Source organism: Pseudoxanthomonas sp. LARHCG66 (genome assembly GCF_052871755.1).
The window spans coordinates 1-21,109 of the sequence record NZ_JBIXJW010000004.1 but is presented as its reverse complement, the minus strand read 5'-3'; the positions used below and the strand labels follow the sequence as shown (position 1 = coordinate 21,109).

Annotated in this window: 21 protein-coding genes; 10 read left to right on the top strand and 11 right to left on the bottom strand. The window is 67.5% G+C overall.

The window, feature by feature from the left end; genetic code table 11:
* Positions 1–9: 9 nt before the first annotated feature.
* Positions 10–273 carry a ubiquinone biosynthesis accessory factor UbiK gene (gene ubiK, locus ACIPRS_RS12870; RefSeq protein ID WP_446538813.1) on the bottom strand — a complete coding sequence of 88 codons (264 nt, stop codon included), beginning with the start codon at positions 271–273 and terminating at the stop codon, positions 10–12.
* 187 nt (positions 274–460) lie between these two features.
* Between ubiK and ACIPRS_RS12865 the strand changes: the two genes are divergently transcribed.
* Together ACIPRS_RS12865 and ACIPRS_RS12860 are read left to right on the top strand one after the other, a co-directional pair.
* Positions 461–799 (top strand): P-II family nitrogen regulator, encoded by a 339-nt coding sequence (locus ACIPRS_RS12865; protein WP_337732333.1) that lies wholly within the window; start codon positions 461–463, stop codon positions 797–799.
* A 12-nt stretch (positions 800–811) separates the two neighbouring features.
* The gene (locus tag ACIPRS_RS12860) at positions 812–1,174 is read left to right on the top strand and encodes a DUF6404 family protein (protein WP_446538812.1); all 363 of its coding nucleotides are present in this window, start codon (positions 812–814) and stop codon (positions 1,172–1,174) included.
* 58 nt (positions 1,175–1,232) lie between these two features.
* Here ACIPRS_RS12860 and speE read toward each other — a convergent pair whose 3' ends face one another.
* A complete protein-coding gene (gene speE, locus ACIPRS_RS12855; RefSeq protein WP_446538811.1) occupies positions 1,233–2,090 on the bottom strand; it encodes a polyamine aminopropyltransferase in 858 nt (285 codons plus the stop codon).
* 127 nt (positions 2,091–2,217) lie between these two features.
* Here speE and speA point away from each other — a divergent pair, with 127 nt between their 5' ends.
* Complete coding sequence (gene speA / locus ACIPRS_RS12850; protein WP_446538810.1) at positions 2,218–4,107, top strand: arginine decarboxylase; 1,890 nt, start codon at positions 2,218–2,220, stop codon at positions 4,105–4,107.
* A gap of 79 nt (positions 4,108–4,186) precedes the next feature.
* On the opposite strand, the gene ACIPRS_RS12845 is transcribed toward speA, so the two are convergent.
* The 5 genes from ACIPRS_RS12845 to radC form a co-directional block, all read right to left on the bottom strand.
* Entirely contained in the window at positions 4,187–4,936 is a 750-nt protein-coding gene (locus ACIPRS_RS12845) for an SDR family NAD(P)-dependent oxidoreductase (RefSeq protein ID WP_446538809.1), read from the bottom strand.
* Positions 4,937–4,970: 34 nt separating this feature from the next.
* Positions 4,971–5,381 (bottom strand): hypothetical protein, encoded by a 411-nt coding sequence (locus ACIPRS_RS12840; RefSeq protein WP_446538808.1) that lies wholly within the window; start codon positions 5,379–5,381, stop codon positions 4,971–4,973.
* Positions 5,378–6,169: an SPOR domain-containing protein gene (locus tag ACIPRS_RS12835; RefSeq protein WP_337732326.1), complete on the bottom strand. Its 792-nt coding sequence runs from the start codon at positions 6,167–6,169 to the stop codon at positions 5,378–5,380. Before ACIPRS_RS12835 ends, ACIPRS_RS12840 begins: the two co-directional genes overlap by 4 nt.
* 14 nt (positions 6,170–6,183) lie before the next feature.
* Positions 6,184–7,872 carry an arginine--tRNA ligase gene (gene argS, locus ACIPRS_RS12830; protein ID WP_446538807.1) on the bottom strand — a complete coding sequence of 563 codons (1,689 nt, stop codon included), beginning with the start codon at positions 7,870–7,872 and terminating at the stop codon, positions 6,184–6,186.
* A gap of 87 nt (positions 7,873–7,959) precedes the next feature.
* Complete coding sequence (gene radC / locus ACIPRS_RS12825; protein WP_192199877.1) at positions 7,960–8,634, bottom strand: RadC family protein; 675 nt, start codon at positions 8,632–8,634, stop codon at positions 7,960–7,962.
* Between the two features lie 114 nt (positions 8,635–8,748).
* Here radC and coaBC point away from each other — a divergent pair, with 114 nt between their 5' ends.
* Genes coaBC through ACIPRS_RS12810 form a run of 3 tightly spaced genes read left to right on the top strand, consistent with a single transcriptional unit; the run spans position 8,749 to position 12,763 of the window.
* Entirely contained in the window at positions 8,749–9,960 is a 1,212-nt protein-coding gene (coaBC, locus tag ACIPRS_RS12820) for a bifunctional phosphopantothenoylcysteine decarboxylase/phosphopantothenate--cysteine ligase CoaBC (RefSeq protein ID WP_446539098.1), read from the top strand.
* The gene (gene dut, locus ACIPRS_RS12815; protein ID WP_277728466.1) at positions 9,957–10,421 is read left to right on the top strand and encodes a dUTP diphosphatase; all 465 of its coding nucleotides are present in this window, start codon (positions 9,957–9,959) and stop codon (positions 10,419–10,421) included. The genes coaBC and dut overlap by 4 nt, the downstream gene beginning before the upstream one ends.
* Before the next feature lie 14 nt (positions 10,422–10,435).
* Entirely contained in the window at positions 10,436–12,763 is a 2,328-nt protein-coding gene (locus tag ACIPRS_RS12810) for a phosphomannomutase/phosphoglucomutase (protein ID WP_446538806.1), read from the top strand.
* 88 nt (positions 12,764–12,851) lie between these two features.
* On the opposite strand, the gene ACIPRS_RS12805 is transcribed toward ACIPRS_RS12810, so the two are convergent.
* A complete protein-coding gene (locus ACIPRS_RS12805) occupies positions 12,852–13,553 on the bottom strand; it encodes a hypothetical protein (RefSeq protein WP_337732321.1) in 702 nt (233 codons plus the stop codon).
* A gap of 17 nt (positions 13,554–13,570) precedes the next feature.
* Complete coding sequence (gene pyrE, locus ACIPRS_RS12800) at positions 13,571–14,242, bottom strand: orotate phosphoribosyltransferase (RefSeq protein WP_446539097.1); 672 nt, start codon at positions 14,240–14,242, stop codon at positions 13,571–13,573.
* Positions 14,243–14,357: 115 nt separating this feature from the next.
* Here pyrE and ACIPRS_RS12795 point away from each other — a divergent pair, with 115 nt between their 5' ends.
* Genes ACIPRS_RS12795 through ACIPRS_RS12785 form a run of 3 tightly spaced genes read left to right on the top strand, consistent with a single transcriptional unit; the run spans position 14,358 to position 16,736 of the window.
* Positions 14,358–15,128: an exodeoxyribonuclease III gene (locus ACIPRS_RS12795; RefSeq protein ID WP_446538805.1), complete on the top strand. Its 771-nt coding sequence runs from the start codon at positions 14,358–14,360 to the stop codon at positions 15,126–15,128.
* The gene (locus ACIPRS_RS12790) at positions 15,128–16,462 is read left to right on the top strand and encodes an AmpG family muropeptide MFS transporter (RefSeq protein ID WP_446538804.1); all 1,335 of its coding nucleotides are present in this window, start codon (positions 15,128–15,130) and stop codon (positions 16,460–16,462) included. The genes ACIPRS_RS12795 and ACIPRS_RS12790 overlap by 1 nt, the downstream gene beginning before the upstream one ends.
* 46 nt (positions 16,463–16,508) lie before the next feature.
* On the top strand, positions 16,509–16,736 hold the full coding sequence (locus ACIPRS_RS12785) for a hypothetical protein (protein ID WP_142123160.1): 228 nt from the start codon (positions 16,509–16,511) through the stop codon (positions 16,734–16,736).
* Here the strand turns inward: ACIPRS_RS12785 and ACIPRS_RS12780 are convergent.
* Positions 16,733–17,863, bottom strand: a complete 1,131-nt coding sequence (locus ACIPRS_RS12780) for an anhydro-N-acetylmuramic acid kinase (protein ID WP_446538803.1) — start codon at positions 17,861–17,863, stop codon at positions 16,733–16,735. The two genes, ACIPRS_RS12785 and ACIPRS_RS12780, sit on opposite strands and share 4 nt — an antisense overlap.
* A 76-nt stretch (positions 17,864–17,939) precedes the next feature.
* Positions 17,940–19,394, bottom strand: coding sequence for a peptidoglycan DD-metalloendopeptidase family protein (locus ACIPRS_RS12775; RefSeq protein ID WP_446539096.1), 1,455 nt, complete (start codon positions 19,392–19,394; stop codon positions 17,940–17,942).
* Between the two features lie 184 nt (positions 19,395–19,578).
* Between ACIPRS_RS12775 and tyrS the strand changes: the two genes are divergently transcribed.
* Positions 19,579–20,787, top strand: a complete 1,209-nt coding sequence (gene tyrS, locus ACIPRS_RS12770) for a tyrosine--tRNA ligase (RefSeq protein WP_446538802.1) — start codon at positions 19,579–19,581, stop codon at positions 20,785–20,787.
* The last annotated feature ends 322 nt before the right edge of the window (positions 20,788–21,109 follow it).

The following is a 21,109-nucleotide window of genomic DNA, read 5'->3' as shown; positions in this document are numbered from 1 at the left end:
GCGGCGGGGTCAGGACTGCGCGGGCTTGTCGGCCAGCTGAGTTTCCAGCGCGGCCACGGTGCGTTCCAGTGTTTCCAGCTTCTCGCGTGTGCGCAGCAGCACCGTCTGCTGCACGTCGAACTCCTCGCGCGTCACCAGGTCCAGCTTCCCCAGGCCGGCCTGCAACGCGGACTTGAAGGTCTGCTGCAATTCTTCCTGCGAATCACGCAGGCCGGGCGGCACCAGCTGGCTGAGGCGGCGGGCGAGGTCGTCGATGTGGTTGAGGTCGATCATGTCAGTTCTCCGGCAGTGCACCGAGCTTGTGGGCGATGCCGGTGGCAGGCCATCGGCGTTCGCTGCGCAGCGCTGTCGGAAAAGTCCGGCGGCGAGGCCGCCATTGAACCGCGACAGGACCGGTTGCCGCAACCGCGCGCCGTCGCGCCGCGCTATCCTGCGTGCAGCATCCACGGGAGCAAGCCGCATGAAAATGGTCATGGCCATCATCAAGCCGTTCAAGCTGGACGACGTGCGCGAAGCGCTGGCGGAAACCGGCATCGCCGGCATCACGGTCACGGAAGTGAAAGGCTTCGGTCGCCAGAAGGGGCACACCGAGCTCTACCGGGGCGCCGAGTACGTGGTCGATTTCCTGCCGAAGGTGAAGCTGGAGGTCGCGGTGACCGACGATCAGGCCGAACAGGTGGTCGAGGCCATCGTGAAGGCGGCCGGCACCGGCAAGATCGGCGATGGCAAGGTGTTCGTATACGACCTGGAGCGCGTGGTGCGGATCCGTACCGGCGAACTGGACGCCGACGCGCTGTAGGGGACGGCTGCGATGACCATGGGTGTCTTCGAAACGCGTCTGCAGCGGGCGCTTGCGATGCTGGAGTCCAAGAAGCTCGGCAGGAACACATACGCGCCGCCTTTGTTCCGGCTGATGTGGAAGATGGGCCTGAAGCTGCCACCCCCGCACATGGCGGGTTTCGCCATCAACGCGACGCTGATGGGCGGGTTCTTCGGCGTGTTCTGGGGCCTCTTCATGTGGCTGCTGATGTGGAGCAGGCAAGGCATGCCCGTGCTGGTCGGCGTCGCCACGGCGCTGGTGGCGGGTCTGCTGTTCGGCCTCACCATGGCCTGGTACCTGCGGCATCAGGCGCGCAGGCATGGAATCCCGCACTGGCGCGAGTTCGACGCCTGACGACGACATGAAAAAGCCCCGCATCGCGGGGCTTTTTTGTTGCTGCACGCGCGGAGGCTTACTCCCCCAGCGCCTTCGCCACGAACGGCGGCGCCACCAGCACGCCCGTATGCAGGTGCGCGGTGTAGTACAGCGTGTCGAACGGCTTGGCCGCCGCGTCCGCCTGGCGGAAGGCGAAATCGAAACCGGCCTGCTTGCTGGCCACGGTGACGCTCCACCAGCCGGTCGGATAGCACGGCTGCGGGAACGGCAGCGTCTTGAACGACTGGAAGCCGGCCTTGCCCATCTCGGCACGCATGTCCTTGATCAGGTCCAGCAGCGCCAGCGGCGATTCGGACTGCTGCACCAGCAGGCCATCCGGCTTCAGCGCGCGGAAGCAGCTCTCGAAGAACGCCTTGTTGAACAAGCCTTCGGCGGGGCCGACCGGGTCGGTCGAGTCGACGATGACCACGTCCACGCTGCCGGGTTCGCAGTTGGCCATGTAGGCCACGCCGTCGTCGAACAGCAGTTCGGCGCGCGGGTCGTCGTTCGATTCGCACAGTTCGGGGAAGTACTTCTCCGCCATGCGCGTGACCTGCTCGTCGATGTCGCATTGCGTGGCCTTCTCCACGCCCGGGTGCTTCAGCACCTCGCGCAGGGTGCCGCAGTCGCCTCCACCGATGATCACCACGCGCTTGGGCGCCGCGTGGGTGAACAGCACCGGGTGGCTGATCATCTCGTGGTAGAAGAAGTTGTCGCGCGTGGTCAGCATCATCGCGCCGTCAATCACCATCAGCTTGCCCCAGTCGGTGCTGTCGTAGATCTCGATCTTCTGGAACGGCGACTGCACCTCGTCCAGCTTGCCCGTGGTGCGGAAACCGATGGCGGAGCCGGTGTGCGAGAAGTGTTCGATGAACCAGGTGTCGTTGGCGGTCATGGGGCTGTCCTGCATGAAGGGAATGGCAACGGCCACGGGGCCTGCCGCTGCGGGGGCGCATTGTAACGGACCCATGTGACCGCAGCCTGTAGAATGCGCGTCCGCTCGCCTCACCTTGGAAAACGCCATGTCCTGGTCCACCGACCGCGCCCGCAAGACCTACTCCGTCCCGCACTGGGCCGAAGGGTATTTCGACGTGGACGCCGCCGGCCGCATCGTGGTGTCGCCCAAGGGCGCGCAGGGGCCGGTGATCCCGCTGCCTGAAGTCGTGGACGCCGCGCGTGCGCAAGGCGCCCAGCTGCCGTTGCTGGTGCGCTTCCCCGACATCCTGGGCGACCGCCTGGGCAAGCTGCAGGCCGCGTTCGCGCAGGCGCAGGCCGACTGGGAATACAAGGGCGGCTATACGGCGGTCTATCCGATCAAGGTCAACCAGCATCGCGGTGTCGCCGGCACGTTGGCCTCGCACGCAGGCGAGGGCTTCGGCCTGGAAGCCGGCAGCAAGCCCGAACTGATGGCCGTACTGGCGCTGTCGCGCCCGGGTGGGCTGATCGTCTGCAACGGCTACAAGGACCGCGAGTACATCCGCCTGGCGCTGATCGGCCGCAAGCTGGGCCTGCAGACCTTCATCGTCATCGAGAAGCCGTCCGAGCTGGCGCTGGTGATCGAAGAGTCGCGCAAGCTGGGCGTGAAGCCCGGCCTGGGCGTGCGCATGCGCCTGGCCACGCTCGGTGCCGGCAAGTGGCAGAACAGCGGCGGCGACAAGGCCAAGTTCGGCCTGTCCCCGCGCCAGGTGCTGGACCTGTGGAAGCAGCTGCGCGAGGCGGGCCTGCAGGACACGCTGAACCTGCTGCACTTCCACATGGGGTCGCAGATCTCCAACGTACGCGACATCGCCAACGGCATGCGCGAAGCGACGCGTTATTTCATCGAACTGTCCAAGCTGGGCGCGACCATCAGCCATGTCGACGTCGGTGGTGGCCTGGGCATCGACTACGAGGGCACGCGTTCGCGCAGCTACTGCTCCATCAACTACGGCATCAGCCAGTACGCCAACAACATCGTGCAGCCACTGGCCGAGGCCTGCGAGCAGAACGGACTCACTCCGCCGCGCATCGTCACCGAGTGTGGCCGCGCGATGACCGCGCATCACGCGGTGCTGGTGGTGAACGTGTCGGAAGTCGAGCAGGCGCCGGAAGGCCGCGTGCCGCCGTCGCACGACGACGAGCCGGCGGTGATCCGCCACCTGCGCGAGATCCATGCCGAGCTGGACACGCGGCCGGCGGTGGAACTGTTCCATGAGGCGCAACACCACCACAGCGAGGGCCTGTCGCTGTATGCGTTGGGCCAGATCGACCTGGTGCACCGCGCCCGCATCGACGACCTGTTCTACGCCATCGCGCATGCCGTGCGCGGCCGCCTGAGCAGCGACGAGCGCAGCCATCGCGACCTGCTGGACGAGTTGAACGAACGGCTGGTGGACAAGTACTTCGTCAATTTCAGCGTGTTCGAATCGATTCCCGACGTGTGGGCGATCGACCAGGTGTTCCCGATCGTGCCGATCGACCGTCTGGACGAGGCACCCGACCGCCGCGGCGTGATCGCCGACATGACCTGCGACTCCGACGGCATGATCGATACCTACGTGGAGAACGAAGGCCTGGACTCCTCACTGCCGCTGCACGCGCTGAAGCCGGGTGAAAGCTACCGGCTGGGCATTTTCCTGGTCGGCGCGTACCAGGAAATCCTGGGCGACATCCATAACCTGTTCGGCGACACCGACGCGGTGGAAGTCAGCGCCGATGCCGGCACCGGCTACCTGCTCACCCAGCAGCGCCGTGGCGACACCACCGACGTGATGCTCGACTACGTCGGCTACCGGCTGGACGACCTGCGCGCGGTGTACCGCCAGCGCGTGGAAGAGGCGGGCCTGTCGGCCGACGAATCGAAACTGCTGTCTGACGCGCTGGAAGCGGGGCTTACCGGTTACACCTACCTCTCGGACGAACCGCTGGCGTAGCGTGCGCTCTGCGCACGGCCTCGCGATGCCGGATGTCCCGTGACGTGCGCGTGGCGCACGCTACGGGAGTGCGAAGCAACTACGCGCGCGCGACCTGGAAGCCCGCCACCGACTGCGTCACCGGCATGATCTCCAGCCGGTTGATGTTGAGGTGCGGCGGCAGCGTGGCGACGTAGAAGATGGTGTCGGCGATGTCGTCGGCCGTCATCGGCGCGGCGCCGGTGTAGAGCTTGTCCGACGCCTGCCGGTCGCCATGCGTGCGTACCAGGGTGAATTCGGTTTCGGCCATGCCGGGTTCGATGGTGGTCACGCGTACGCCGGTACCGTGCAGGTCGCTGCGCAGGCCCAGCGAGAACTGGCTGACGAACGCCTTGCTGCCGCCATAGGCGTTGCCGCCCGGGTACGGATAGACACCCGCCACCGAGCTGATGTTGATGATGGCGCCCTTGCGTTCGACCAGCAGCGGCAGCAAGCGGTGCGTCAGCGTGACCAGCGCGGTGATGTTGGTGTCGATCATCGTGCGCCAGTCGGACAGCAATGCGTGCTGCGCGGGTGCGGTGCCCTGCGCGAGGCCGGCGTTGTTGACCAGCAGGTCGATGTCGCGGAACCCTGCTGGCACTGCAGCCAGTGCGGCGTCCATCGCGGCTTCGTCGCGGATGTCGAACGCGGCGGCATGCACCTTGTCGGCACCGATTTCATCCACCAGCGCCTGCAGGCGCTCGGCACGGCGGCCCGTGGCGATCACGCGCCAGCCGGCAGCGGCGAAGCGGCGGACGGCGGCGGCACCGAAGCCGGATGTGGCGCCGGTGATGAGGGCGGTACGGGTCATGGGGGTTCCTTCGCGGAGGGAAAACGGTTCGCGGTCAGCGGCGCGCATACCAGAGGGCACCCAGCCAGGTGCCGAACGCGGCGGCGACCACGGACAGCGTCGCGCTGAGCGCGTTCGTGCGCAGCAGGAAACCGAGGGGGTAGGACATGTCCGAGGCCGCACCGGCGATGCCGGCCAGCACCGACAGCGTCGCGATCCACACCGCCAGCGTCAGGCCAACGGCGACGATCAGGAAGCGATGGCCTGCCAGCGCGCCACCCAGGCCCATGCAGAGGGCGGTCACGACGTAGCTGACCGGTGCCAGGAATCCCCAGCGTGTCTGCACCACCTCCTGCCAGTGTGCGGGCAGGACAAGGCCGACCAGCCACGAGGCGACAAGCAGCGACCCCATCGCCGCGGCCGTCGCCACGATCAGGCGCTGCAGCGTCGGCCGCGTGGCACTCACTGGGCCTTCACCGCCATCGCAGGCAGTCCGCCGCTGGCGAGCTTCTGCTTCGCCTCGGCGAGTTCGCTCGCCGTGCCATACGGGCCCATGCGCACGCGGTAGACGGTCTTGCCGTTGATCTGTGCCGACTCCACGCGGGCGCTCAGGCCCAGCATGGCGATCTTGGCCTTGGTGGCCTCGGCATCGCCCGATGCGCCGAAGGCGCCGGCCTGCAGGATGTAGCGCGCGCCGGTGTCCGCGCTGGCCACGGCGGCAGCAGGCTTGGGTGCGGGAGGGACATCTGCGGCGCGCGGTGTCTCGGCCGGGCGGGCAGGCGCGGTTTCGTTGATCGGTGTCGGCTGGGCCGCTGCGGCGGCTGCCGGCGCAGCCGCGACGGGTGTCGTGGCCTGCCCGTTGAGGGCGGCGCGCGCCTTGCGTGCTTCTTCCTCGCGTGCACTGGCGGCCAGTTCCGCGTCGGACATCTGCACTTCCTTGCCGGGCAGCAGGGTGTAGAAGTCGTACTGGGTTTCCTTCGCGGCGGCATCGTCCGTCGTCGGGGCGGTGGCCGGTGCCTCGTTGCTCGGCGCGTCGGGCACCACGGCTTCCACATCGGCGCTGTCGACGGGGGCGGGTTGCGCGTCAGGGTTGGGCGTGGGACGGAAGAAGCCATCACCGTCCTTCTTGCCCAGCCCCGGCACGACGAAATACACCGCCAGGCCGATGAGCAGGCCGAGGATCAGCCAGACCCACGCGGGCGTGGCCTGACTGGAATTGCGTGTGGCCTGACTCTTGCCGCGCCTTGCTGCCATCTACTGCTCTCCGCTCACATCTTCTCGGGCGCACTTACGCCCAACAGGTCCAGTCCATTGGCCAGCGCCTGGCGTACCGCCAGTGCCAGCGCCAGCCGCGCATCACGTGCCTGCGCATCGTCGGTCAGCACGGGCGTGCCGGCGTACCACGTATGGAAAGCATAGGCCAACTCGCGCAGGTATTGCGCGACCCCATGGGGTTCGAGCGATTCGCCGGCCGCTTCCACCACTTCGGGATAGCGGGACAGTTCCACCATCAGCTGCAGCGAGGTGTCGTCGTCCAGGCGCGCCAGGTTCGCCAGCCCGTTCGCCTGGTCGTAGGCGTAACCCTTCTCGCCCGCCTGGCGCAGCAGGCTGCACACGCGGGCATGCGCATACTGCACGTAGAACACCGGGTTGTCGTTGCTCTGCTGGCGCGCCAGGTCGATATCGAACGTCAGCTGCGAATCCGGCTTGCGCGCGATCAGGAACCAGCGCGTCGCATCCGCGCTGGTTTCCTCGATCAGGTCACGCAGGGTGAAGTAGCTGCCGGCGCGCTTGGAGAGTTTCACTTCCTCGCCACCGCGCATCACCGTGACCATCTGGTGCAGCACGTATTCGGGATACCCGGCAGGAATGCCTTCGCCAAGGGCCTGCAGGCCGGCTTTCACGCGCGCCAGCGAGCCGTGGTGGTCGGCGCCCAGCTCAGTGATGGCGCGCTCATAGCCGCGCTGCCACTTGCTGAGGTGGTAGGCCACGTCCGGCACGAAGTAGGTGTAGGTGCCGTCGGACTTGCGCATCACGCGGTCCTTGTCGTCGCCGAAGTCGGTCGACTTGAGCCACAGTGCACCGCCTTCCTCGTAGGTGTGGCCGGAGGCGATCAGCTTGCTCACGGTCTCCTCCACTTTCCGGTCGGAGTACAGCGAGCTTTCCAAGAAGTAGCGATCGAACGACACGCCGAACGCGGCCAGGTCCAGGTTCTGCTCGCGCCGCAGATAGGCCACGGCGAAGCGGCGGATGGCGTCGAGGTCCTGGGGATCCTTTTCCCCGGTGACGACGTGGCCTTCCACCTCGATCGAATCGCCGTCGAGGTAGGCCTGCGCCACGTCGGCGATGTAGTCGCCGCGATAGCCGTCTTCCGGCCAGCCTTCGCTCTCCGGCGACTTGCCCAGCGCACGCGCCTGGGTGGACTTGGCCAGGTTGTCGATCTGCACGCCGGCGTCGTTGTAGTAGAACTCGCGCTTGGCGTTCCAGCCGTTGGCAGCCAGTACGCGTGCGATGCAGTCGCCGATCGCACCTGCACGACCATGGCCGACATGCAGCGGACCGGTCGGATTGGCCGACACGTACTCCACGCCGACGGTGCGCCCGCCACCGCTGTCGTTGCGGCCGTAGGCGGCGCCCTGCGCCAGCGCGGTGGCCACTTCGCGCTGATAGGCGCCCGGACTCATGTGGAAGTTGATGAAGCCGGGGCCGGCGATCTCGACCTTCACGACGTCGTCGCTGGCCGGCAACGCCGCCACCAGGGCGGTGGCGATGGCGCGCGGATTGCTGCGCGCCACCTTGGCCAGCTGCATGGCGGCGTTGGTGGCGAAATCGCCGTGCTCGCGCGTCTTGGGACGTTCGACCACGAAGTCGGGTGTGGCGGCATCGGCCGGCAGGGTGCCGGCGGTGCGCAGGGCGTCGATGCCCTGGGCGATCAAGGCGCGAAGGGAAGCTTTCACGGAGAACCGTCTTGGTGCGTGGGAACCGCCTATTCTAGGTTTTCCGGTCCTCCCCGTGGGATCGGCATGGTTCAGCGAAGGCCGTCCTCACACCCATCCACGCGCGGCCATCGACTGGGGTGGCCCATCGCCAATGACGAAGTGGTCCAGCAACCGGACGTCCACCAGTGCGAGCGCCTGCTTCAGGCGCTGCGTCACGGCGCGGTCGGCGGCCGAGGGCTCTGCGCATCCAGAAGGATGGTTGTGGCCGACGATCAGGGCGGTCGCGTTCATCGCCAATGCGCGACGGGCCACTTCACGCGGATGGACCTCGGCGCTGTCCACCGAGCCCTGGAACAACTCCTCGAATGCCAGCACGCGATGGCGGGTATCGAGGAACAGGGCCGCGAACACCTCGTGTCGACGGCCGCGCAACCGCTGGGCGAAGTAGCGCCCGGCGGCCTCCGGGTCGCTGATGGCGTCACCCCGTTCGAGGGCGGCGTGCAGCAGGCGGGTGCCCAGCTCCAGCGCCGCCGCCAGGGCACACGCACGGGCGGGCCCCAGGCCCGGCAGCGCCGTCAGTTCGGCGGGGGGACGTTCCAGCAGCGCGCGCAGCGGGCCATGGGTGGCGAGCAGGTCGCGCGCGGTGGCGACGGCATCGCGCCCGCGCAGACCCGAGCCCAGGAAGATGGCCAGCAGTTCGGCGTCGCTGAGGCTGGTGGGGCCGCGGGCGAGCAGCTTCTCGCGGGGGCGTTCGTCGTGGGGCCAGTCGCGGATGTGCATGGCGACAGGATCGGCCGGCGGACGCCGGGCGTGCATCGGGTGATGAGGGGCGTTCGGGTAAGCTAATCGCTTGTATGGACGTAGGAACGTGCCGACGTGAGCGGATCGGACAAGATGCGTGATCTGGCGGGACAGCGCCTCCTGGTGTGCGTGGGCGGCGGAATCGCGGCCTACAAGGCACTGGAGCTGGTGCGTCGGCTGCGCGATGCCGGGGCCGAGGTGCAGGTCGCGATGACGGCGGGGGCCCAGCAGTTCGTGACGCCCCTGAGCTTCCAGGCGCTGTCCGGCCAACCCACCCGCACCACGCTGTGGGACGGCGCCGCCGAGCAGGCGATGGGCCATATCGAACTGGCCCGGTGGGCTGATCGCGTGATCATCGCGCCGGCCACGGCCGACCTGATGGCGCGCCTGGCACATGGGCTGGCCGACGATCTGGTGGCCACGCTGTGCCTGGCCACCACTGCGCCGATCATGATCGCGCCGGCGATGAACCACCGCATGTGGCAGCACGCCGCCACGCAGGCCAATCTGGCCACGCTGCGCGAACGCGGCGTAGAGGTGGTCGGACCGAACGATGGTCCGCTCGCCGAGGGCGAGTCCGGTCCGGGCCGGCTGGCCGAGCCTGAAGAGATCGTCGCTGCACTGTCCGGCGCCGTCCTCCGCGCCACCGCGGTGCCGCAGGATCTAGCCGGGCTCAACGTGGTGGTCAGCGCTGGCCCGACCTACGAAGACCTGGATCCCGTGCGCTATCTGGGCAACCGCAGCAGCGGCAAGATGGGGTTCGCGGTTGCCGCCAGCGCTGCGCGCCGTGGTGCCAGCGTCACCCTGATCGCCGGGCCCGTGCAGTTGGCCACGCCGGCAGGCGTCGCGCGCGTGGACGTGCGTTCGGCCGCGCAGATGCACCGGGCGGTGTTCGCCGCCCTGCCGGCCGACATCTACATCGGCGCCGCTGCCGTGGCCGACTACACCCCGCGCGAGCCGGCCGCCGACAAGATCAAGAAGTCCAGCGAGTCGCTGGCGCTGGACCTGGTGCGAACGCCCGACATCCTGGCCGAAGTCGCCGCGCAGACGCAGGCCCTGAAGCTGGTGGTGGGCTTCGCCGCCGAGACCAACAATGTCGCCGAGTACGCGCGCAGGAAGCTTGAGGCCAAGCGGCTGGACTTGATCGTGGCCAACCGCGTGGGCATTGCCGATGGCGGCTTCGAGAGCGACCAGAATGCGATGACGGCGTACTGGAAGGACGGCGAGCGCAGCTTCGCCTCCGCGCCGAAGACGCAGTTGGCCGATGAACTGATCGACCTGATCGTGGAGCGACTGAACGCATGAGTGCACCCCGTGCCGTGGAAGTGAAGCTGCTGGACCCGCGGTTCGGCGACGAATGGCCGCTCCCGGCCTACGCCACCGAGGCCAGCGCCGGCATGGACCTGCGTGCGGCGCTGGACGCGCCCCTGGTGCTCGAACCTGGCGACGCGGCGCTGGTGCCCAGCGGCATCGCGCTGCACTTGGGCGACCCGCACCTGTGCGCGGTGGTGCTGCCGCGTTCCGGCCTCGGCCATCGCCACGGCATCGTGCTGGGCAACGGCACCGGCCTGATCGATGCGGACTACCAGGGCCCGCTGCTGATCAGCGTGTGGAACCGGGGGCATGAGACCTTCACCATCCAGCCCGGTGACCGCATCGCCCAGGTGATGGTGCTGCCGGTCGTGCGCGTGCACCTGCAAGTGGTGGATACTTTCGCTGACAGCGCACGGGGGACGGGTGGTTTCGGCCACACCGGCGTGCGATGACAGGGGACAAGGCGATGAACACGACGAACGAGAGCCGCAAGCGGATTCCCGTGGGCGATCTGCGCGGCGCGCTGCCGAAGCTGGCGGTGCTGCTGGCGCTGCTCGCAGCGCTGCTGGCCTGGAGCGGTGTCCGCCAGTGGCGCGAAGCGCGCCTGCTGGAACAGGTCGGGCAGGCCCGCGATCGTGCGGTCGAGGCGGTGCAGGCCAGCCATGCGGCGCAGGTCCGCCAGTTCGAGCAGCGGCTCGCATCCGCGCCGGTCAAGGCGGCCCTGGCCACCAACGATACGGCCGCCGCCGTGGCCGCCCTGAAGGACGGTTGGGCGGGCGTGGAGCACGTCGAGATCCTGGATGGCGCATTGCAGGCGGCCTACGAGGATGCCGCGACCTTCGGTTTCAGCAAGCTGGCACTGCTGGAGGAGGGCATGCAGGGCGATGGCATCGCGGCCCGCGTGGTGAAGGACGGCAAGCAGACTGCGTTCGGCATGGCGGCATCCACGCCGCAGGGCGTCATCTACGTTCGCCTGCCGCTCACGCAGCTGACCCAGGCCTTCGATGGCGTGGCGTTGCCCGGCGGCTATCTTGCGTTGCGGCAGGGCAGCTACTCCATCAAGCAACGCGGCAACAGCGGCCTGGAGGATAGCGCGGAGCGCATGGCGCGCGCGGTAGGCAAGACCGGCCTGCGCGTGGCGACGGCGGTCCCCGTCAGCGAGCCCGGTCCGCTGGGGCTGGGCGCCATTCCGGCCATGATCGTGGCGGTGCTGCTCGCCGGCCTCACCGTGGTGTCGGTGCTGGTCGCGCGCGGCGGAATTCGCATGGGTGGTCTGGGCAAGAAAGGAGCAGAAGTGAGCGAGACGGATGAGCCCACACTGGGCGAGGCGCTGATGCGCGAACCCCCGCCGCCGCCGGCCGGCGGCACGCGTACCGCGCCCAAGGATGAGTACACCCAGGCCGAAGCCAAGGCCGTGGTGGTGGATCCCGGCATCTTCCGCGCCTACGACATCCGCGGCATCGTCGGGCAGACCTTGAGCGTGGAGGTCGCCGAACTGATCGGCATGGCCATCGGCTCGGTGATGCGCGACGAGGACCTCACCGACATCGTGGTGGGCCGCGACGGCCGCCTCTCGGGCCCCGACCTGGTCGGCGGTCTGATCGAAGGCCTGCGCAAGGCCGGCCGGAACGTCATCGACATCGGCCTGGCGCCCACCCCGGTCGCCTATTTCGCGGCCTATCACCTGCGCACCGGCAGCAGCGTGGCGGTCACCGGCAGCCACAATCCGCCGGACTACAACGGGTTCAAGATCGTGGTCGGCGGGCAGACGCTGTCCGGTGACGCGATCACCGACCTGTACGAACGCATCCGCGACAACCGCCTGTTCGTGGCCAACGCGCGCGGCGACCTGCAGCAGCGCGATGTCTCGGCCGACTACATCCAGCGCATCGCCGACGACGTGCAGCTGGAGCGCCCGCTGAAGGTCGTGGTGGACGCCGGCAACGGCGTGGCTGGCGACATCGCCCCGCAGCTGCTGGAAGCCATCGGCGCGGAAGTCATCCCGCTGTACTGCGACGTGGACGGCACCTTCCCCAACCATCACCCCGACCCCAGCGAACCGCACAACCTGGAAGACCTCATCCAGACCGTGAAGCGCTTCGATGCCGACATCGGTCTGGCGTTCGATGGTGACGGCGACCGCCTGGGCGTGGTGACCAAGGAAGGCGCCATCATCTTCCCCGACCGCCTGTTGATGCTGTTCGCTGCCGATGTGCTGGAGCGCAATCCCGGTGCGCTGATCATCTTCGACGTGAAGTGCACCGGAAAGCTGCAGGGCTGGGTGTTGCGCCACGGCGGCACGCCGATGATGTGGAAGACCGGCCATTCGCTGATCAAGGCCAAGATGCGCGAGACCGGTGCCGAGCTGGCCGGCGAGATGAGCGGCCACTTCTTCTTCCAGGAACGCTGGTACGGCTTCGATGACGGGCTGTATTCCGCCGCGCGCCTGCTGGAGATCCTGGCCAATCGTGCCGAAACGCCGTCGGAAGTGCTGGCCGAGCTGCCCGATGGCGTGTCCACGCCGGAGATCAAGGTGGCGGTGGACGAAGGCACGCCGCATGCCATCGTCGAGCGTTTCGTCGATGGCGCCGAGTTCGAGGGCGCACGCCTGTCCACCATCGATGGCCTGCGTGCCGACTGGGACGATGGCTGGGGCCTGGTGCGTGCGTCCAACACCACGCCGATCCTGGTGCTGCGTTTCGAGGCGGACAACCGCGAGGCGCTCGAGCGGATCAAGACCGAATTCCGTACCCGCCTGCAGGCGCTTGCACCGGAACTGACGATGACGTTCTGACGCCTGCCGGGCTCCGGAGCGGCATGACCACGACGCCGGGCTTATCCCGGCGTCGTCGTTCCAGAGGTTTCCGGAGGGGTTTACCGGGTCAGTTGCGCGCAGGTGCCATGGCGGGGGTGGCCGCTTCTTCCGCGGCCTCGGCCGTGATGCCCTTCATGTTGCGGTAGCGCTGCAGGATATCGGTGATCTCGACGTCCAGCTGCGCGCGCTGGGCCTCGAAGCTCTGCTGCAGGCGACGGGTGCGCAGCAGCTCGGCATGGCGCTGGTGGATGGTGGCCGACATGTCCGCACGGATCGGACGTCCTGCCAGCTCTTGATCGCCTGCGGTCTGCAGCAGGCTGACAAGGCCTTCGCGCAGGCTGACCGCGTTGTAGCGCGCGGTGCGTACGTTGTTGTCGACGATGGCGGTGCGTTCATTGAAGACGCGCCGCAACTCTTCCTCGCTGCGGTAGGACATCAGCATGGCGGCATCGGTACGTCGCCGCATTTCCGAGGCGGCGTCGTCGATCATCTTCTGTTGGGCCGCGATGGCCGCCTGGGCGCGTTCCTCTTCGCTCATCGCGCGGCCGACGCCCCCGGTGCGCAGTCCGCTGGTCGCGCTGATCTCGTCGCGTGCCGCGTTGACCACATCGGCGGGCAGCGCATCACTGCAGACGCGCTGGCCTTTCTCTTCCCAGCAGAAGAGTTTCTTGTTGGCGGGCGTGGACGGATTGTTCTTGCCCTGCGCGAGCACGGTGGGTGCCAGCGCCAGCAATACGGCCGACAACGCCAGGGAAGTGCGGACGGTCATGGCAGCCCCCTGCTGCGTCAGTCCTGGGTCGCGCTGCCGTAGCGGGCCCGGTAGGCCAGCAGGTCGTCGCGATGGCGGACAAGGTCGGCGCTTTCGCCGGCAAATGCAAGCAGGTCATGCAGGTTGGCCACGGCCACCACCGGTACGCCGGTCTCCTCGGCCACCGACTGCGCGGCGGAGCGGCGCACGCCGCCTGTGCCGGGTTCGCCCAGCACTTCCTGCCGATCGAGGGCGACCACGATCCCGGCCGGGGTGCCGCCGCCCGCGCGGATCAGGCCCAATGCCTCGCGGATCGCGGTGCCCGCGGTGATCACGTCATCCACGATCAGCACGCGGCGATCCTCCAGTGGCGCACCGATCAGCAGGCCACCTTCGCCATGGTCCTTGGCTTCCTTGCGGTTGAAGGCCACCGGCAGGTCGCGGCCACGACGGGCGTACTCGCAGGCCAGTGCGGTCGCCAGCGGGATGCCCTTGTAGGCGGGGCCGAACAGCAGGTCGAACTGCAGGCCAGCTTCTTCTGCCGCATCGGCGTAGCAGGCCGCCAGTCCGGCCAGGCGTCCGCCGCTGTCGAAGCGGCCGGCATTGAAGAAGTACGGACTCTGACGTCCCGATTTCAGCGTGAACTGGCCGAATCGCAGGGCCTGTGCGTGCAGTGCGAGCTGGAGGAAACGGGAACCGTGATCGGACATGGGCGGTGGCGGGATGAACAGGGCAGGCGACAGGATAACCGCCATGCGGTCGATGCCGCGCGACGGAAGCGCCGGTTCGGGTACGCTTGCCCGGTTTCCGACGAACGTAGTGCACATGCGCATCATCAGCTTCAATGCCAACGGCCTGCGCTCCGCGGCCACCAAGGGGTTCTTCGACTGGTTCGCCGACCAGCACGCCGACGTGCTGTGCGTGCAGGAGACCAAGGCCCAGGAGCACCAGCTGGCTGGACCGGAGTTCCTGCCTGCCGGCTACAAGGCGTGGTTCCGCGACGCCAGCACCAAGAAGGGCTACAGCGGGGTAGCGATCTACGCCAGGCGCGAGCCGGACGAGGTCCGCACGGCGCTGGGCTGGCCGGACTTCGACGAGGAGGGCCGCTACATCGAAGCACGCTTCGGCGACCTGAGCGTGGTGTCGTTCTACATCCCGTCCGGCTCGTCCGGCGACGAGCGCCAGGGCTTCAAGTTCAAGGTGATGGATTGGCTGGCACCGGTGCTGGACGAGTGGCGCCGCAGTGGTCGCCACTATGTGCTGTGCGGCGACTGGAACATCGTGCGCAGCCGGCTGGACATCAGGAACTGGACCAGCAACCAGAAGAACTCAGGCTGCCTGCCGCCGGAGCGCGACTGGTTGAACGGCATGTGCGCGGACGACGGCGGCTGGGTGGATGCGTACCGTGTACTGCACCCGGAAGGCCAGGACTACACCTGGTGGAGCAACCGCGGTGCGGCGCGCGCCAACAACGTGGGGTGGCGGATCGACTACCAGTTCGTCACGCCGTCGCTGCGTGACCGCCTGAAGGCCTGCTCGATCTACCGCGAGCAGCATTTCTCCGACCATGCCCCCTTCACGGTGGACTACACCTGATGACGACAACGGCAAGCGAACGTCCCGGCAAGCCTTCGGTCTGGCGTGCGTTCGCGCAGCCGTCGGCATGGACGATGTTCTTCTTCGGCTTTGCCTCGGGCATGCCGTTCCTGCTGGTGGCCGGCACGCTGGCGTACTGGCTGACCGAGAACGGGCTGGAGCTGAAGAACATCACCCTGATCGCGAGCGCCGGCCTGAGCTACACCCTGAAGTTCCTGTGGGCGCCGCTGGTGGATCGCTGGCGGCTGCCGCTGCTGGGCCGTCTGGGCCAGCGCCGCGGTTGGCTGTTGTTTGCGCTGGCCGTGGTCATCGTCGGCCTGTTGTCGATGGCGCACCTGACGCCCGGCCAGCTGGGGCCCTTCATCTGGGTCACGCTGATGACGGCGTTCGCGGGCGCCACGCTGGACATCGCCGTGGATGCGTACCGCATCGAGATCGCGCCGCAGGAATCGCAGGGTGCGCTGCTGGCCACGTATTCGCTGGGCTACCGCATCGCGCTGATCATCACCGGCGCCCTGGCGCTCATGCTGGCCGATCAGGTGTCGTGGCCGCTGGTCTACCAGGCGATGGCGGCCGTCATGCTGATACCGGTGGTCGCGGTCCTGCTGTCGCGCGAGCCCGATGTGGTGCGGATCCGCATGACGACGTGGAGCGAGGGTCTGCAGGAGGGGGTCGTGGAGCCCTTCGTCGACTTCTTCCGTCGTTTCGGCATTGCGCTGGCCATCGCCCTGTTCGCGTTCATCCTGCTGGCGAAGATTTCCGACCAGTCGCTGGGCGGCGGCATCATGGCGCCGTTCTACCTCAGCCAGGGTTTCACCAAGACCGAGATCGGCGCGGTATCGAAGATCTGGGGCGTCTGGGTGGGCCTGGTCGGCGTATTCATCGCCGGCATCGCCGTCGCGCGCTGGGGCGTGAAATGGCCGCTGTTGGCGGGCATCGTGCTGGGGGCGATCAGCAACCTGCTGTATGTCTGGCTGATCGGCGCCGACGGCGATGTGTGGAAGCTGACGCTGGTGATTTCCGGCGAGAACCTCGCGCAGGGCTTCCAGGGCACCACGCTGGTGGCGTTCCTGTCCGCGCTGGTCAACCAGCGCTTCACCGCCACCCAGTACGCGCTGTTCTCGTCGCTGGTGATGCTGCCGGGAAAACTGCTGGGCGCGGTGTCCGGCGGCATCGTGGAGCAGACCGGGTATGGAGTGTATTTCTGGATCACCGCCCTGGTCGCGATCCCGGCGGTCGCGCTGTTCTTCTGGCTGGCCCCGCGCATCCGGTTCGGCGGCGACCACGAGCCGGCGAGTGGCATCGACCGGTCGGCGGGCGGGGCACCGGACTGAGCGCGTGCGCTAAAGTCCGGCCAAGGGGTATGCAGGGGACGGGGCAATGACCGACATCGTGCTGAAGGACGTGGACCCGATCCTCGCCGAGCGCATCCGGCGCGTCTCGCAGGCGCGAGGATGGCCGATCCACGACACCATCTTCAACCTGTTGGAACAGGGCCTCTTCGTCTGCGAATCCGAAGTGCGCGGCGGCCTGGATGACCGCGAAGTCAACGCGCTCGCCGATGCGATCAGCGCGTTGAAGGATGTGCCGCCCGGCAAGGGTTTCTAGGCCGGGTACACCACGCCCAGCACGCGGCGTCCGACGGCCCCGGTGACTGCCGGCAGATTGCCCGACCGGCCGGCCAGCGTTTCGCGTGCCAGCCAGGCAAAGCCCATCGCCTCCACGTAATCCGGATCCAGGCCGTGTGCGGCGGTGGATTCCACCACCGCTTGCGGCAGGTGGGCGGCCAGCCGTGCCATCAGCACCGCGTTGTGAACGCCACCACCGCAGACCAGCACGCGACGGGTGGCCGGCTGGGTGATCTGCAGCGCGTCGGCGACGGTGCGTGCAGTCAGTTCCAGCAAGGTGGCCTGCACGTCGGCCGGCGAGATAGTGACCTCGCCCATGCGCGCCTGCAGCCAGTCCAGGTGGAATTGTTCCCGCCCCGTGCTCTTCGGTGGCGCCAGCGCAAACCAGGGTTCCGCCAGCAGGCGAGCCAGCAGAGCGGCGTCCACGTGTCCGCTCGCCGCGAAGGCGCCGCCCGCGTCGTAGGTGCGCCCGGTATGGCGCGCGCACCAGGCGTCCATGAGCGCATTCGCCGGCCCGGTATCGAAACCGCGCACGTCGCCCACCCTCGGCAGCAGGGTGAAGTTGCCGATGCCGCCGAGGTTGAGTACGGCCCGGTCTTCCTGCAGCGAACCGAGCAGGGCGGCATGGAACGCCGGCATCAGCGGTGCGCCGTGCCCGCCCGCCGCCACGTCCCGCCGGCGGAAGTCGGCCACGGTGTCGATCCCGCTGCGCTCGGCGATGACATTGCCATCCCCGAGCTGCCAGGTGAACGGCGGGTCCGCGTGCGGGCGATGGCGGATGGTCTGGCCATGCGAGCCGAGCGCGCGCACGCGTCCGCGAGGCACGCCTGCCTCTTCCAGCAGTGCGGATGCGGCATCGGCGAATGCGCGCGCGGCAAGGCCGTCCAGCGAACCGAGTCCGTCCAGCGACACGTTGTCCGCGCCCTGGCCCAGGGTTACCCACTGCGCACGCAACGCCGGATCCCAGGCGAATGTGCGGCCATGGACCAGCTCGCAACCCAACCCCGTCGGGGAGTCTTCGAACCGGACAAGTGCGGCATCGATGCCATCGGCGCTGGTGCCGGAGATCAGGCCCAGGTAAAGCTCGGTGGAAGCGGGAGTCGTCATGCGGAATCGACAGGCAAAGAAAAAGGCGGGACAGTGTCCCGCCTTTTCCGGATTGCCGCCATGCGTGGGTGAAGGATCAGCCCTTGCCGCCCTTGCCGGCAGGCTTGGCCGCCGCGACGGTGGCGGGCTTGGTCGCTCCTTCGGCCGGGCCAACGTCGGCGTAGATGACGTCTTCCACGGTCCGAATGCGTGTCAGCGCATTGGCCGTGTACGTGCGGAATGCCGCCAGCTGCGCGCCGCCCAGCGGTTCCGGCGGCGGCATCGTCACCGACAGCGGATTGCGGTGCACGCCGTTGATGCGGAATTCGTAGTGCAGGTGTGGGCCGGTCGACAGCCCCGTGGTGCCGACATAGCCGATCACCGTGCCCTGCGCGACGCGTTGGCCCTGCTTGATCTTGCCCATCCGCGACATGTGCGCGTACAGCGTGGTGTGGCCACGGCCATGGTCGAGGATCACGGTGCGTCCATAACCGCCCTGCCAGCCCGCGAACTGCACGCGGCCATCGCCGGCCGCCATGATCGGCGTGCCGCTGGAGGCGGCGTAATCCACGCCCTTGTGCATCCGCATCGTGCCCAGGACCGGGTGGCGACGCGCGCCGAACTTGGAGCTCATGCGCGCGTAGGGGATCGGCATGCGGATGAAGTTCTTCTTCAACGGCCGGCCGGCGGCGGTGAAGTACTCCGGCTTGCCGCCGGGGCGGGTGAAGCGGAAGCCCGAATGCAGTTTGCCGTCCACCGTGAACGTGGCGGCCTGCACCGGCCCGGTGCTGATCAGCTCGCCTTCGCGCCAGGTCTGTTCGACCACCACGCTGAAACGGTCCTCTGCGCCCAGATCGGAATTGAAGTCGATGTCGTACTTGAAGATTTCGTCCGTCAGCGAGTTCACGTTGGCGGAGGTCAGGCCTGCCTTGCGCGCGGAACGGTTCAGCGAGCGCCCGACCTTGCCGCTCAGTACCACCGTTCGGGTGGTCGTCTCGCGGGCGATCACGCGCTCGGTGACCTTGTCCGCGCCGATCAGCAGTTCCACGCGATGGCTCGGGTCGCGGTCGTAGCGCAGCGTGCGCAGTCCGCCGTTGACCGGCAGGTCGAAGGCGATCTCGGTGCCCGGTTTCAGTCGGGTGAGCGCCTTCTTGGCGTCGGCATTCTCGAGGATGCGGTGCAGGGTGGCAGCGGGAATGCCCAGCTCCTCGAAAATCGCCCCCAGGGTCTGCCCAGGCTTCACCCGGACCACCTGCCAGCTGTCACCGGCCGTACCGGCCATGCGCGCCGCCGACAATTCGGGCAGATCGAGCAGCAACGTGCTGCGCGGCTCCGATACCGGCGCCTGGATGGCGCTGGAGAAGCCCGGCACGATGGTCGCCATCAGCACGCCGATGGTGGTGAAGAGGCTGGCATGGATCCAGTGGCGGCGCGTCCATCGCCCTTCCGGCAGATGGCGCTTCACCTGATGATGAAGTGCAGTGTCGCGAAGCACCCCCAGGCGCTCCCGGAACTGTTGCTTGCGGCCGTTGCCGCCCCCATGAGTTTGCATCAAGGTTGCATCCCGGGGCCAAGGCAAAGCCCCAATCGGCGTACCATAGACACGCGAAGACTTCGCGTCAAACCATTGAGTCAATTGGCTTTTTTGATAGGTATCACTGTTTACTTTCATTTAACGGTAACTTCACCTCACTGACTTGGCCTTCACGCGGCCACCCCTACTGGAACTGTTCCCCGTGTCTCTTGCAGAAGCTCTTGCCGTGATCGGCCGTGGCGCCGACGAAATCCTCAAGCCCGAAGACCTGGAAGCCCGCCTGAAGCTGGGGCGGCCCCTGCGCGTGAAGGCGGGTTTCGACCCCACGGCGCCCGACCTGCACCTCGGCCACACCGTCCTGCTGAACAAGATGCGCCAGTTCCAGGACCTGGGGCACCAGGTGATCTTCCTGATCGGTGACTTCACCGGGATGATCGGCGACCCGTCCGGCAAGAACATCACCCGCAAGCCCCTCAGCCGCGAGGACGTGCTCGCCAACGCGCGCACTTACGAGGACCAGGTGTTCAAGGTGCTGGACCGGGAGAGGACCGAGGTCCGCTTCAATTCCGAGTGGTTCGGCAAGATGGGCGCGGCCGACATGATCCGCCTGGCGGGCCAGCACACCGTGGCCCGCATGCTGGAGCGCGACGATTTCGCCAAGCGCTACGCCGCCCAGCAGTCCATCGCCATCCATGAATTCCTGTATCCGTTGGTCCAGGGCTACGACTCGGTAGCCCTGCAGGCGGATGTCGAGCTCGGGGGCACCGACCAGAAGTTCAACCTGCTGATGGGGCGTGGGCTTCAGGAGCATCACGGTCAGGTGCCCCAGATCGTGCTGACCATGCCGCTACTGGAAGGTCTGGACGGCGTCAACAAGATGTCCAAGTCGCTGGGCAACTACATCGGCGTCAGCGAGCCGGCCATCGACATCGTCACCAAGACTATGAAGATCGGCGACGACCTGATGTGGCGTTGGATCGAGCTGCTGAGCTTCGAGATGGGCGTGGCCGAAGCGCTCGCATTGAAGAATTCCGTTGCTGGCGGCGAGCTCAACCCGCGCGACGTTAAGCTGCGCCTTGCACGCGAGCTGGCCACCCGCTTCCACGATGCCGGCGAAGCCGAAAAGGCGATTGCGGGCTGGCATGCCGTCGTCACCGGCCAGGGCGATACGTCATTGCTGGAGCTCAAGGATGTCGTGGTGCCGGTAGAAGGCATCCGCATCGCCGCGCTGCTTACCGCTGCCGGCATCACGCCCAGCAATTCGGAGGCCAACCGCAAGCTCAAGGAGCGGGCGGTCAAAGTGGAAGGCGAAGTCGTCGAGGATGCTGCGCTGCAGCTGGCGCCCGGCTTCGAAGGCGTATTGCAGGTGGGCAAGCGCAACTTCGCTCGGATCCGCCTGGTGGTGGGCTAAGCCGGCCGGTCAGGATGCTCTGATGGAAGAGAGGTACACGGGGCGTGAAAATTTCTGCGCACCCCCTTCCCAAAGGCAGTTGAACCCGCCATACTTTCCCTCCCCCGACGCACGGGGCCTTGCCGGACCAGCAGGGCACCAAAACGAAGGGAAACGGATCGCCAACAACTTCGAAAAAAGATGTTGACGGAACGGAAAAACCCGCCATAATAGGCGGCTCACCTCGACGGAAACGACGGGGTTACGAAGGAAGGCGCTGAGGCCGACTTCGAGTTCTTTGAAAGTGTGCGCAGGTGACTTGTGTGGGCGCCTGCAGGAAGGA